General features: G+C 63.9%; 11 protein-coding genes and 2 pseudogenes. 6 read left to right on the forward strand and 7 right to left on the reverse strand.

The annotated features are described in order from the left end of the window. Positions 1-80: 80 nt before the first annotated feature. Both RHOSA_RS26085 and istA read right to left on the reverse strand, forming a co-directional pair. On the reverse strand, positions 81-326 hold the full coding sequence (locus RHOSA_RS26085; protein WP_027289823.1) for an ATP-binding protein: 246 nt from the start codon (positions 324-326) through the stop codon (positions 81-83). Then, a pseudogene (istA, locus tag RHOSA_RS23560) lies at positions 323-1587 on the reverse strand (IS21 family transposase). The gene RHOSA_RS26085 and the pseudogene istA overlap by 4 nt, the downstream one beginning before the upstream one ends. A 94-nt stretch (positions 1588-1681) precedes the next feature. On the opposite strand from istA, the gene RHOSA_RS23565 reads away from it, so the two are divergent. After that, positions 1682-1975: an OB-fold nucleic acid binding domain-containing protein gene (locus RHOSA_RS23565; protein ID WP_051432324.1), complete on the forward strand. Its 294-nt coding sequence runs from the start codon at positions 1682-1684 to the stop codon at positions 1973-1975. 423 nt (positions 1976-2398) lie between these two features. On the opposite strand, the gene RHOSA_RS0118400 is transcribed toward RHOSA_RS23565, so the two are convergent. Further along, positions 2399-3313 carry a LysR family transcriptional regulator gene (locus RHOSA_RS0118400; RefSeq protein WP_027289824.1) on the reverse strand — a complete coding sequence of 305 codons (915 nt, stop codon included), beginning with the start codon at positions 3311-3313 and terminating at the stop codon, positions 2399-2401. Positions 3314-3320: 7 nt separating this feature from the next. After that, on the reverse strand, positions 3321-4265 hold the full coding sequence (locus tag RHOSA_RS0118405; protein WP_081728834.1) for a DMT family transporter: 945 nt from the start codon (positions 4263-4265) through the stop codon (positions 3321-3323). A gap of 282 nt (positions 4266-4547) precedes the next feature. On the opposite strand from RHOSA_RS0118405, the gene RHOSA_RS0118410 reads away from it, so the two are divergent. Continuing rightward, positions 4548-6014 carry a zinc ribbon domain-containing protein gene (locus tag RHOSA_RS0118410; protein ID WP_027289826.1) on the forward strand — a complete coding sequence of 489 codons (1467 nt, stop codon included), beginning with the start codon at positions 4548-4550 and terminating at the stop codon, positions 6012-6014. Positions 6015-6063: 49 nt separating this feature from the next. On the opposite strand, the gene RHOSA_RS23570 is transcribed toward RHOSA_RS0118410, so the two are convergent. After that, a complete protein-coding gene (locus RHOSA_RS23570) occupies positions 6064-7044 on the reverse strand; it encodes a PLP-dependent cysteine synthase family protein (RefSeq protein ID WP_051432325.1) in 981 nt (326 codons plus the stop codon). 212 nt (positions 7045-7256) lie between these two features. Here RHOSA_RS23570 and RHOSA_RS0118420 point away from each other — a divergent pair, with 212 nt between their 5' ends. From RHOSA_RS0118420 to RHOSA_RS0118440, 4 genes are all read left to right on the forward strand, one after another. Next, entirely contained in the window at positions 7257-8219 is a 963-nt protein-coding gene (locus tag RHOSA_RS0118420; protein WP_156092822.1) for a hypothetical protein, read from the forward strand. Positions 8220-8273: 54 nt separating this feature from the next. Continuing rightward, the gene (locus RHOSA_RS0118425; protein WP_027289828.1) at positions 8274-9284 is read left to right on the forward strand and encodes a 1-aminocyclopropane-1-carboxylate deaminase/D-cysteine desulfhydrase; all 1011 of its coding nucleotides are present in this window, start codon (positions 8274-8276) and stop codon (positions 9282-9284) included. A 1-nt stretch (position 9285) separates the two neighbouring features. Continuing rightward, positions 9286-9945 carry a LysE family translocator gene (locus RHOSA_RS0118430; RefSeq protein ID WP_037256634.1) on the forward strand — a complete coding sequence of 220 codons (660 nt, stop codon included), beginning with the start codon at positions 9286-9288 and terminating at the stop codon, positions 9943-9945. An 851-nt stretch (positions 9946-10796) separates the two neighbouring features. Beyond that, positions 10797-10994 carry a hypothetical protein gene (locus RHOSA_RS0118440; RefSeq protein WP_027289831.1) on the forward strand — a complete coding sequence of 66 codons (198 nt, stop codon included), beginning with the start codon at positions 10797-10799 and terminating at the stop codon, positions 10992-10994. Between the two features lie 227 nt (positions 10995-11221). Here RHOSA_RS0118440 and RHOSA_RS24900 read toward each other — a convergent pair. Both RHOSA_RS24900 and RHOSA_RS0118445 read right to left on the reverse strand, forming a co-directional pair. Beyond that, positions 11222-11434: pseudogene (locus tag RHOSA_RS24900) on the reverse strand (IS3 family transposase); the annotation flags it as partial. A 30-nt stretch (positions 11435-11464) separates the two neighbouring features. Next, on the reverse strand, positions 11465-12841 hold the full coding sequence (locus tag RHOSA_RS0118445; protein WP_027289832.1) for a Y-family DNA polymerase: 1377 nt from the start codon (positions 12839-12841) through the stop codon (positions 11465-11467). Positions 12842-12859: the final 18 nt, after the last annotated feature.

Below are 12859 nucleotides of genomic sequence, written 5' to 3' on the forward strand. Positions count from 1 at the left end.
CCCTGCAGGTGGACGGCCTCGCGGCGGTCGATGAAGTCCAGCTGGGCGAGCGCGAGGACCCGCTGGCGGTCCAGCGACGGCTAGAAGGTGAAGTCGAAGCTGTCCAGGGTTTTGACTGGGGTCAGGTTGGCCATCTGCAGGGCGACCTTGATCCGCCGTCCCTCGCGCAGGGTGCGCTCCTCGGCGAGCAGCACCTCGATCGCCTCCAGGGCGGACAGCTCGCCGCGTTCGAGCTGGCGGACGAGGCCGTCCAGGGCCTCCAAGGCGCGCGGCATCTTGAGGCCGACCAGATGGCCCCGGATGCGCTCCAGGGTGGCCGCGCTCATGAGCGCACCTCCATGAGCGCGAGGGCGCGTCCGATCGCGTCGTAGATCGCCAGAGCCCGCGTGGGCACGGTCTCCCCGGCCCGCTGGAGGGGCTTAGCCGGCTCGCGAGCGAACCGGCTGTTGCCCGGCGCCGGCCCGGTCCGGTGGCCCTCGATCACCCGACGGCCGCCGCGCCCGGGCAGGACGGGATGGCTGGCGATCAGCCGGCCGTCCTCCAGGATGCGGATCTCCTCGGTCAGGCTGTGCACCTCGACGGTCCGCCGGCGGGTGCCGTCGGGCACGCTGTACTTGTTGCCGCCCACCGAGACCAGGCCGTCCTTGGTGACGCGCCGATCCAGCTTGAGGACGGCGGCGTGTGGGCCCGCGGGCAGCGTACCCAGGCTCGGTGCCTCCTCGGCGAAGTGCGCGTCAACGATCCGCTCGGTGGTGGCGTGCCGGCGGGCGTTGGCCACGTCCGCCAACCAGGCGCGGTACTGCGCGTTCAGGTCCGCGTGATTGCGGAAGGTGCGTGCGAGGAAGAAGTCCTGCCGGACGTAGCGGTAGGGGCGCTCGACCTTGCCTTTGGTCTTGGCGCGGTAGGGCCGGCACGCCTTGGGGAGAAAGCCGTAGTGTTCGGCAAAGGCGAGCAGGGTGGCGTTGTAGACGATCCCCGTCTCCTCGCTTTTGTCGCTCTGCACGGCGGTTTTCATCTGGTCGTACAGGATCTCGCCCGGCACGCCGCCGAGCTCGGTGAAGGCGGCGACGTGGCAGCGCAGCAGGGTCTGCAGGTCCTGGTGCAGGACGAACTGGCCGCACAGCTTGCGGCTATGACCCAGCACCATGGAGAACAGCCAGACGATGCGCTCCTGCGAGGGCTCGTCGGTGAACACCGTCTTGAAGAACGCGAAGTCGACCTGGGCCTGCTGGCCGGGCGGGGTTTCGAAGCGGCGCTCGAAGGCCGCCGGGTCATCGGGCCGGATCTCGCGCAGGAACTCGGTCACCTGGGCGTAGCAGCCGGCGTAGCCCTGGTCGCGGATCTCGCGGACCAGCGCCGGGCGCTCAGGCCGGGATAGGCCGTCACCCGCTCCCGGAGATAAGCCTTGTACGGGTCGACCACGGTCGGCCGCGGTGCCCGAGGGCCGTAGACGGGTACGACCAGGCCGCGGGCGATGTGCTTGCGCACCGTCTTGCGGTCCTGGCCGGTCTCCCGGGCGATGGCCGCGACCGTCAGGCCCTGGCGGTGAAGATCCAGGATCATCAGAAGTCCCCTCAACGGGATCACCAACGGCCTCCGCTGCATACTGTGCGACGGCGGCATCATCGGTGATCAGGTTTGGCCTAAGTGGGGACTTTTCAAACAGCACATCTGGGGAGAATTGCAGCAGCAGCGACAGCTGCTGCGGCAACGCCCGGGTAGCGCCAAGGGCGTGATCTTCGCGACGCTGGAGGACGAGACCGGCGTCACCAATGTCGTCCTGTGGCCGAAGGTCTTTGAGGGCTATCGCCGACCGTTCCTGCAGGGCCGCCTGCTCGGGGTAAGCGGCCGGGTCCAGCGCGAAGGGCTGGTGCTGCATCTGGTCGCCGAGCGCATCGACAATCTCGATGACCGGCTCGAGCGCTTGAACGACGGCACTGGCGGGCTCAAGCCAGAGTGCCGATCGTTTCATTAGAGCGGGACCCCATCAGTCTGGATCCTTTCCGGTGGCGACGAAGGAGGTGGCACATTCTTCAGGCGTGAAGGTGTCGACGACTCCGGCCAATGGTAGACCAGACAGCTTCGACAGTCCGTTCGGCGGCTTTGCGCACGAGGGCCTTGAGCGTGGCGGACACGTTTTCGGTCGGATTGAGCCCTGGCCTTTAGGGCGGCTGGAAGCGGAGGCTGACGCCAGATTGGCGATCTGCACGGCCGTGGGCGGCGCGTCGCCTCGACGGTCGGGTCGGGCGATCAGTCGCCTCGGGCGCCCAAGCTCATCGACCTCGACACGCGGCGCGTATCCGTCAGTAATAGCGGCTCAGGCCGGATCCGTATGCCAGAAATAGCTGCCGGTCATCCTCCTTCCCCAAGACAGGAGCCGGACCCGACACGAGCAGCCTTAGGCAGATTTGTAGAATCTGAGATCGACCCCGAGTTCACGGAGCATGCCGGGAATTGTGTGATGCTCCCGGCGGCGAACGACGCGGCTCATGCCCCACGCTAGCGTTTTGGCAGCCCACGCGAGTTGGTCGCCCCCGCCGTTGGCGACGAGCAGGTTGAGCGTGGCCTTGGGAAGAGGCGGCAAACCGGCGCCGTCGTGCCAACATCCAAGGGATGAAGACAGGTCGGCGGACATGATCGTGACCCCGCCGTTCTTCAGCTCGCAGAACACCTCGTCGATGCTGTCGTGCATGATGTGTCGCTCGATGGAGAGCTGCGCGCGCTCGATCGCATTTGTCGCGACACCGGTGTAAAGACAGCCGTGCGGCAACGATACGATCCGAATATCCCGTCGTCGTTCGGGCGCTGGTTCGCAACCGGCCCAGCGCAGGCCCAGGCGCCAGGTTCGTGTCGATGCCTCGAGGGGACGCGATGTCGCGGCGATTCCGACATCGATATCGCCCGCATTGAACGCCCGGATAACCGCTTGCGATGTCATCGATTTAATCTCGATGCTGTCAGCTGTAAGCGGGGCCAGACACGTTTTACAGGCGACCCAGAGGTCTTCAGGTATGCCCACCCGGATGCGTTCGTCCGGCATCTGTGCGATCCTGTCGACGCTGCATTCGAACGCGTGAAAAAACGCGGTTGCCTCATGGACGAGACGCTCGCCGCGTGCGGTAAAATGCACACCGCCACGGCGATGGTGAAGAACCGCGAACCCGACGGCATCCTCGACCGCATCAACCTGCTGGCTGATCGCGGGTTGCGTTCGCCCAACTTCAGTTGCCGTATCAGACATGCTGCGGGTGCGGTGGAGGGCTTCGAGCGTCAGCAGATGCCGGAAGGACAGCTTTCCCAGATAGGACACCATACCCGCCTCAATCATTGGGCTTATTCGCGAACGATACCATTACTTTCAGGCTAATTGAAGCCATCAACACAACCACACCGATTATCTTTGACGTGGTCATAAGCTCGCCGAAAAACAGAGCGCCGAGGCCCATGCCCATGATCGGCGTCATCAGGAAAAACGAGGCGGCTTGGTTCGCCGTCATGAGGGATAGCAGCTTGAACCAGAGGGCCATGCCGACGATCGATCCGAGCAACACCAGGTAGCCGAGCTCGGGCAACGCACGGGCCAGCGCGTCCCAGCCCGGTGTCGTCTCCAGGATCAAAGACACAACGAGCAGAACCACGCCAGACGTCAGGAACTGCGGACCGCAGATATCGATGTAGTTGCGCGCCGTCACGATGCGCTTGACCAGCGTGTTCCCGAGCGCCAGCGCCGCGACCGCTACCAGTAGCAGCATCGCGGCCGCCGTATAGGCGCCCTCGTTCACCATGCGCATGCTTTGCGTGTCGAAGACGGCGATGGCGACCCCGGTAACCCCCAGAACGACGGCGAATGTTTCGATGAGAGACGCGCGTTCACGCAGGACGAGAAAGGCCGCTGGAATCGTGAGCAGCGGCAACGCGGAGACGACGATGTTGACCACCGATGTTGGGATCGCCGTCAGCGCCCAGTATGCAGCGCCCAGGTAGACGGCCTGGGCCAGGAGACCGGCGAGAATGATCGTGCGACGCGTCGCGGGCGACGCAGCGCGCCAGGTCGCCAGCGTCGTGCGCGCGCGAAAGGCGACGAGCAGGGCCCCTGAAGCGATCAGCCGGATCGCCGCAAGGAGGACGGGCGGTATGTCAGGCAGGGCCAGCCGGGTCACCACGAAGGAGAGCGACCAGATCAGGGCGAACAACGTACCGCCAAGTGCCGCCCATAGCGCGATTTGCGACGGGAAGCCGTCAGCACGGATGGAAGAACGCATCATGACCTCATTGGAAATTTCAAGACACCGTAGGCCGGTCCCCGCACCGCAGACGTAACGATCAGATACGGCGACGCGACCTCATAGCGGCGTGAACCCTGCGGGCGTCACGCTCGAACGTGAAATTGATTATTCTTATTTGGACCTATTGCGTTGTGCTTCGGCCTACCAAATGTTGACGTTCATGGTTCGTCCCGGTCAAGCTGATCGGTGATGAGCATCCCTCGGACCATCCACCGCACTGACCGTTTGCCGGTCTTTCCTAACGCTGGGAAAGAACAAGCGGTGCGTGAACTGCTGTTTGCCTGGCGCGACACGGCCGAGACGGTTGCTGCCGACCAATGGCGGCGGTTTTTCGAAACAGGTCGGTTCGAGAAGAACCTATCGGCCAACCAAGAAGCCGCTGTTGCGCCGATCCGCGAGGCAAAACGCCGGATCGGCGCGGCGCGTGTGCAAATGGTGCGCTACCAGGTCGTTGGAACGCTGCAGAGCTTCATGGCCAACCGGCAGAACGACTTCCGGCGGATCGTTGAAGCGTCCAGCCTGGACGACACGACGAAGCACCAGCTCCACACCATCAACAAGCGCCAAGCCTGGTTCCGGCGCGACGCCGTCGCCATGAAAGACGGGACGGTCGTTCCGGCCGAGACGCAGAAGCTCGCCCGGCGGATCATGCGGCACGTGCTGAGCCAGCACCGACGGCCGTTGTTCGCCCGTTGCAATATGGTCATGGATCAGCGTCAGGCGGTTCTGGGCCGAGCGACGCAGGCCGGCGCGTTCGACTACTGGTTCAGGCTCGGGACGCTGGACCGGCGCAAGATCGACGTGCCGCTGCGCTCCTACCCGTACCATGACGCGCGACAGGGTGACCGTTGCAAAACCGTCCAGATCAACGCCGATCGGGACGGTGCGTTGAGCGTTGGTGTGGTCACCGATGTCACTGAGTCGTTCCGGCAGAGCCGCACCACGTACCAGCCGCTCCGTGATGCGATCGCCGTGGACTTTGGTCTCTCCACCCTCGTCGCTACGGACGAGGGCGACCTGATGGGCCGGAACTTCATCGACCATCTGGCCAAGCTCGACCGGCGCATCGACAAGATCGCCCGCGTCCGCCAGCGGGCGGGTTTTAGAGTCAGGTCGGAGCGGTACGACAAGGCGGTCCAGCAACTACGGGGCTACATCAAAACCGAGATTAACCGGGTGCTAAAGCGGCTCGCTCGGTTGAAGCGCCCCGAAACGCTAATCGTCGAGCGCCTGGACTTTTCCCACCCGGACCTGTCGAAGCGGATGAATCGTATCATCCGTCGCTGCGGCCGCGCCGTCTTCCGCCAGAAGCTCCAAGATCTGGAAGAGCGCTTCGGCGTCGAGACGGTCGAGGTCAACGCGGCGTACAGCTCACAGCAGTGCAGCAGCTGCGGCTTTACATCCAGAGACAACCGTCCGGGCCGCGCGACGTTCCGCTGCGGCCGGTGTGGGCACACGAGTCACGCCGACGTGGACGCGGCGCGGTCCTTACGGGTCAGACGTTCTGATTCCGGTCTGAGGGATCCGCGTCGGTCACGCCGGCAGGTCCTGGCCGAGCTTCAGCGGCGTGGCTTGTACGCCGCGAGCTCTGGCCAGCGACGGGCGGGCCAAGTCCGTCGATCCGCTCAGCAGGGCTGGAGCGGCAAACCGCCGACAGCCGGGTTCCATCCGCCCGGTCCGGCGGAGAGCGCGTTGCGGGACGCTACGGCTACATCTGGACGGGCGTAGCAGAACGCAATAGTGCCCTTCTTATTCATGAAACGCTGTGGCCGGCTCGCTACACGGCAGCGACGCTTCCCGCCGCTGCGGACTGGGCTGTATCCGTATAGATCTTCGAGAGGTATTTGACACCGAGGTCGGGCAGGATGGTCGCGATCGATGCCCCCGGATATTGCTCGGCCAGCTTCATCGCGCCCCACACGTTGGCCCCGGAGCTGCCGCCGCAGAGCAGTCCCTCGCGTGCCGCCAACAGACGGGCTGTCGCGAAGGCGTCGTCATCGGTAACCCGGATCACATCGTCGATGACGGAGAAATCCATACAGTCAGCGAGATGATCCTCGCCAACCCCCTCAACTGCATAGGGTGTGATGTCGTTTTCATCCACGGCCCCGCTGTGGAAGTAGGTATAATAGACGGATCCGACCGGGTCGACGAGCACCACCTTGATGTTCGGGTCGCATTTCTTGAGGTAGCGCCCGACGCCGGAGATGGTTCCGCCGGTGCTGCCAGCCGTCACGAAGATGTCGATATCTTCCCCGCAATCGCGCCAAAGTTCCGGCCCGGTTGTTAGATAGTGCGCCTCCGAATTGAGGGGGTTGTCGTACTGGTTCACCATGAATGCGCCAGGCTCACGTGCGAAAATGTCCCGAGCGCGCTGCACGTAGTGATCCGGCGTTCCAGGGCGCGCCGCGGTTGGGCAAACCACGATTTCGGCCCCGAGTGCGCGAAGCACGGCCTGCTTCTCCGAACTCACCTTGTCGGGCATTGTCAGGATTGCCCTGTAGCCTTTCTGCGCAGCGATCATCGCGATCGCGGCTCCGGTGTTTCCCGAGGTGTTCTCCACAATCGTCCCGCCTGGACGCAGATGACCGCGGCGTTCCGCATCGGCCACGATGTAGTGCACGATGCGATCCTTAATGCTTCCGCCCGGGTTGGCGAACTCGAGCTTGGCCCATAGTGACGCGTCGACTGGCCCCGGCAGGTTATCCAACTTGACGCACGGTGTATTTCCGATTGCCGCCAGCACCGATCCCTTCATCGCACACCTCCCTTTATCGGATTATGAAGCGATGATGCTAGCCGGCGCGCTCTCTGTTCTAATAATAAATTCTTCTTATTTGGCAATGTGTGTGCGTTTCCCTCAATGTCGTCGAACGAAAAACGTGCGGTCTGGGCCAAGTTCTGCGCAAATCCGCACGAGCGCTGAAAGAAGATTGGTTTTTATTTTCGGGAGGGGATGCCATGACGGATTTGTATGTGACGATCCGGCCGCTCTTAGAACTGCACGGCCTGGCCTCGAGGACGAAAGAAGACCGTATTCATCTAACGGCGAAAATGTCCGGTATCGAAAAGGATGCGGCGAACGACTGGCTACACGTCGCGCTCAATGAGCTGCGGCGGTTCAAACAGCGTAACGGGGACCACATCGGCCGCGCGGCCTTCATCGGCAGCGCCAATGGGGTCGATGCGATCGCCGCGCTTCGGCTGTTTCAGATCGAGTCCATGGTGATCACTGACATCTTGCCGGACATCCTGGCACCCATCGAACAGAACATCCGTCACAACACGACAGCTCAGGAGATGCCGGAGGCGATCGACTTCGTGGCCGGCCGGGATTGCGAGCCGGTCCCAGACGGATGCGATCTGATCTATGCAAACCTTCCGCTGATCATGACGTCGCCGGACGATCTCGGAACCGATCTCGCGACGACGACGCTTACCGACGCGAGCGCCTACGAGCGCCTCGCCGAGGGCGAAGACGATCCGTTGGTAAAATGGTCGCTGTTGTCGCAACTCGGCTTTCTATTCTCCGCGAAACGTAAGCTCAAGCCAACCGGCTCGGTGATCACGTTGATCGGCGGCCGCATCCCAGACGACGCGATCGCGGCGTGCTTTCGACGCGCCGGCATGACCTTTGAACGCGGGACCGTTGCCATGATGCGTCAAAGCGACGAGGAATACGTCGAACACTACGCCCGTTACGAGGCGACGTTCACCCACGACGCATTCCTGTTCTACGACGAGGCTAAGGCGGCCCGGATCCTCCAAGACCATTCCTACGCCTATCCGGCGATCGTCGACATGTCCGCGGAGTGGGTACGCGACACCCTCGCACCGGCTGCGCTCACGGCAGCAGAAGCCTGGGACCACGTCCGGGCCGGGAAGCATGTCGCGCACCTGTCTTACGGTTTCCGGGCCACGCCGGGGACCTGATCGCACCCGCGGTTCCGCCGTTGCGTGAAGAGGTCAGGAAACCAGGAGGCGTCTATGTCCCTGTCTTATTTGCGATCGGGCATCATCAAACCGACCCTGGCGCCGACGCCGATCGACCACTGCCCTGTGTTATCCGACGAGCTGGGCGCGGAAATCTGGGTCAAACGGGAGGACCGTCAGGACGATATCGGCTCCGGTGTCAAACGTCGCGCGATCGAGGCCACGCTGAGATACCTCGCCGCGACGGGAAAGAACGCTCTGGTCGCCGATGGTGTTGCCCAGTCGAACTGTTTGCGCGCCCTCGCACACTACGCCTCCCGGGCCCGAATCCCGGTTTACCTGGTCGTGCGGGGGCATGTCCCGGATCCCCCGCACGGCAATTACCTGGGCTTACTGCGGTCGGGGGCGCGGATCGTTCACATTGCGGACCCGGCGGGCCTGGATGACACAATCCAGGCAATCGTGCGTGATCTCACGCACCATGGGTACGATCCGCTCGTCGTTCCGGCGGGTGCCGCCGCATCATTCTCCGTCGGCGGGCCGATGGGCCTCGGATGCGAGATATCGGATCAGGAACAGAGCCTCGGCGTCACGTTTGACTACGTCGTTCTGCCCGTGGGAACCGCCGGCACCGCGACCGGCCTGCACTTTAGCAAGAAAAGGCACGGTGCGCGCTGGTCGGTCATCGGGGTGCGTATCGATGAGTACACAGCCCGCGTCTATCACCGGCTAACCCAGACATTTGCGTCAGCCCTGGGTGTGACCGACACGGACGCAAGCGGGCCGCAAGGACTCCCTTTTCATCTCCACCAGGCCGCTCTGGCCGGCGGCTATGGCCAGTTCAGCTGGGAAGACGTTCAGGAAAGCGAACGATTGCTAAGCCTTACGAACCTGTACTTTGGACCCACCTACATGCTGAAAGCGCTGACCGGACTGCGCCAGATGCTCTCGCAAGGAAGCCTGCGGCGGGACGCCCGGATTCTGCTTGTCCACACTGGCGGTACGGATGAACGTGCGGTCCTAAGACCGGACACGACGGCGGACTACGTCGCCGCGCACAACTAAGGTGGCCGAAGGTCTTGCCCTCGTTTCGGGGTTGGGTCTCTTCGCTGTGGCCGCCCTGACGCCGGGGCCCAGCAACATCCTGATTGTCGAGACCACGATCCATCGGGGCCAAACCGCTGCGCTATTCCTCGCTTTCGGGGTCTCGGTCGGCACCTGCATCTGGGCGACCGCGACAGCCGCCGGCACTGCAGCCCTGCTCGCGGCAAGTTCGGTCTATCCCGTGCTTGTCGTTGTCGGTGCCACCTATCTGGCGAAGCTCGCCTACGATAGTTTCGCGCGGGCGATCGCGAGTCAGCCCGTCACTTGGCGCGTGCCCGAGATCTCCGGGCAGTTGGACCGGGGCGGAGATCGCCGGCGCCCCGTACGCACGCGCATGCTACTCAAAGGTGTAATGACCTCCCTCTCGAATCCCAAGTCGGCCCTTTTCTGGATCTCTGTGATGTCCGTTGCCGCGAAACCGGATGCGGCGCCCTGGGCCCTTACGGTTTTTGTTGGCGTCTGCACGGTTTCGGCGCTTGCGATCTACGGCGGGTTCGCCGTGGTTTTCCGGACCGAGACGGTACACACGTTTCTCGATCGCCATCGTCGGGTCGTCTTCGGAGTTGTGGGCGGACTTTATCTGGTCTTCGCCGGCAAGGTGCTCACAAGCGGTCTTTTCTGATCGGACTTATTACCCAAACAAAGGTTCGACCGAGGAACCGAGACAACCGCCACACAACATGTTGTGCATTGGGGTGCGGCGGTTTTACGTTTTGGTTCGTTGAAACCTTCAAGCGTGTTGCGTCTCGTGGTCGATGATGGTCGCTGGGGACGTGGCTTGCCGACAACGGTTCACGCGCGAGAAGCGCGAGTTTATCTGTCAGCAGGTCCTGTTAATGGGCCGGAGCCGAAAAAGCGCTCCCATATCGCAGGTGAGCCGACCTACGGTCTGGGGACGAGTCACGTGCCGCGAAATTCACAATACGAAGAGGCTTTGCGTCGGTACGATGAGTTGCGCAGAGTCTCGTACGAGCTGACGCTGGAAGTTTACAGCGCGACCTACCCAGGGTTGGTTTTAACCCCAATCACCAGCGCGGCAGCAGGGTCCGTCGATAGGCTTCCTGCTGGAGAGCGCCACCCTGAAAGCCGAGAGTGGTCATGGTCCCATTTGCGCTTCGGCCGCCCGGGTGTCAGGACAAACCCGGCGCGGTTTGAGATCGCGCTTTGGAACCGCGCGGAGATGACATCACTCCACGCTCTCGCAGTGGGGAGGGTCAGCCACAACCGGCATGAGGTGCGCCTTGATCATATCGAGAGCTTTCCGCCGGACGCTCGGCACCCGTTTCGCGGGGACGTGATCCCTATTGTGGTCAGAAACCTCGTGGACTGGGGTTATCTGCTGGGCGCCAGTTACGCGGTCGCGTTGGATGCCATCGAACCGACTGTCCCGTGCTACGAGGAACAAGGCTTCTCTGTTGTAGGCCATTCCTCGAACCTATATACTCTCAGGCGACCTCTGGAAGGAGATGAGCCGTGAACACCGCAACCGCAGAAAAGCGCCAGACCGAGCTATCCAGCTCCGCGCGGCGTGGAATCGGACTTCCGCAATCCCAGGAAGAGCTGGCGTTGCGCATCAAGCGCGCCCGGGCGGATCGGCTCGTCAACGGGCCTAAGAACATCGGCCAGAACGCTGGGAAATACACGAAAGAGATCGCAGGCTGCGGGAAATAAGCGTGGCCAAATGATTTTTGAAAGGCCGGGATGCAACCCGGCCTTTCTGATTCTATAGACGTTGTTAATGGGTAATCACGCGTCGCCCGCCGCCGATTCTTACGACTTGTCGCAACGCGGCTTCACCCATCCCCAGTAGAGGGCGCGCTTCCCGCCGGGCCTTCTCGGCCCGCAGGCGTTGATAGCGCAGCCGCCGCGGCAGCGGCTCCGGATCCCCGGCCCGACGGTCCGTAGACGACGAACAGTGCCAGGACGTCGTCCGATTTGATTAAGCGCGCCACCAGGATGCCCAGGCATTCCCGGCTGAACTCGTCGACCACCGTGAGCATTCGGAACGGTCGTCCGTCGTGCGTGCGATCCTGCACGAAGTCGTAGGCCCAGACATGATGCTGCCACCCGGGTCGCAGGCGGATGCAGGACCCGTCGTTGAGCCACAGGCGCCATCAGCAGCAGCGTCCAGCCCATGAACTCTACGCGTAGAGTCCGTGCAGGTACCAACGCCCTTTGGCGTGAACGATCCAGTAGCGCCGGCCCGCTTCGGTCTCGATGCGGAAATAGTCGCGCGTGGCCCGCTGGCGGTTGGTGCGCCACCATTCGGATGTCAGCCGCTCGGGGGCCTCGGACCGGACGACGGCAAGCCGTTGGCGGTTGAGCCAGAGTTCTGTCGGCGGGTCACCGGGGCGCGGCGTAGCCGCCTCGATCGGCCGCAGCCGGGTCAGCAGACGCAACGGACGGTGGGCCGTTGTCGGCCAAGCCAGAGACGTCGTTTCGAACGGCCCGAGACGGCGGACGCTGCGCTCCGGCAGATGGCTCGCCCACGGGGCCGGGCGGCTGATCGCATCGGATCCAAGACGGGTCCCGAGGCGGTCGAGAAGGTTGGCGAGATCGTCAGTCGGTGCTTCATAGCCCGGCAGTGCCGCTTGCTGCGCCGGTAGGGCCTCCACGGCGGTAGCGGCCAGAACCAACGTTTCGATGCCGACGCCGGGGTCGAGCTCGTCCGCCCGGGCGGTAAGCAGCGGGGCCAGGTGATCCCGGTCCCGGCTGGCTCTGTGGGTGCCGATCTCCAGCCGTGTCCAGGTGCCGTCCATGCGATACCCAGCCAATTCGATCCGACGCACCCCGCGCTGTTCCGCTTCCAGGCGCTGGACCAGCTTGGCCAGCAGACTTGCGCTGGCCCGTGCGAGATCGTCGGGGATGGTAAGCGGCTCGGCGAAGTTTCGTCGGACCCTCAGCGCCGGGACGGGAAGGCACGGATTGATCGGTTCAGCGATCCGGCCCAGGGCCTGGTCCAGACGCCGGGCGACCCCGCGGCCAACGCGAGGGCTGAGGGCGGCGGGCGCGATCGCCAGCAGATCGCCAACGCACCGCAAACCCAGACGGTGCAGCAGCTCGCGTTCGGCGGCGCTCAACCGGAGTGCGGCCGGCGGCAAAGGCGCGAGGGCGTCGTTTTCGGCTCCCGGGGATACGATCCGGGTCGGCGTACTGGCTTGGGTCCCGAAGCGCGCGAGGGCCCACGCGGCTCCGGGCGTCCCGGCCATTGCGGCCCGCGCGGAAAGGCCCAGAGCGGTGATCCGACGGTAAATGTCGGCCAGCATCGCCGCTTCGCCGCCGAAGAGATGCGCGCAGCCTGTAGCATCGATCAGGATCCCTGCGCCGCCGCCGGCATCATGACCGCCATCGGGCGCGGTCCAGGGACTGTACTTTCCACACCAGGCAGCCAGACGCGTCAGTGCCTGGGTGTCCGCCACCGGATCGGCCCGGTCCACAACAAGATCCGGCACCTGCGCCCGGGCCGCGGTCAGCGCCTGTCCCGGCGCGAGCCCGGCTGAGGCCGCAGTTGCATCCACCGCTGTTAAGGCCTGACA

The sequence above is a fragment of the Rhodovibrio salinarum DSM 9154 genome (assembly GCF_000515255.1).
Lineage (GTDB): Bacteria > Pseudomonadota > Alphaproteobacteria > Kiloniellales > Rhodovibrionaceae > Rhodovibrio > Rhodovibrio salinarum.

Coding starts and splice junctions, on each gene's coding strand:
- RHOSA_RS26085 (WP_027289823.1), bottom strand. CDS start 326: ATGAGCGCGGCCACCCTGGAGCGCATCCGGGGCCATCTGGTCGGCCTC.
- RHOSA_RS0118400 (WP_027289824.1), bottom strand. CDS start 3,313: ATGGTGTCCTATCTGGGAAAGCTGTCCTTCCGGCATCTGCTGACGCTC.
- RHOSA_RS0118425 (WP_027289828.1), top strand. CDS start 8,274: ATGTCCCTGTCTTATTTGCGATCGGGCATCATCAAACCGACCCTGGCG.
- RHOSA_RS0118405 (WP_081728834.1), bottom strand. CDS start 4,265: ATGATGCGTTCTTCCATCCGTGCTGACGGCTTCCCGTCGCAAATCGCG.
- RHOSA_RS23570 (WP_051432325.1), bottom strand. CDS start 7,044: ATGAAGGGATCGGTGCTGGCGGCAATCGGAAATACACCGTGCGTCAAG.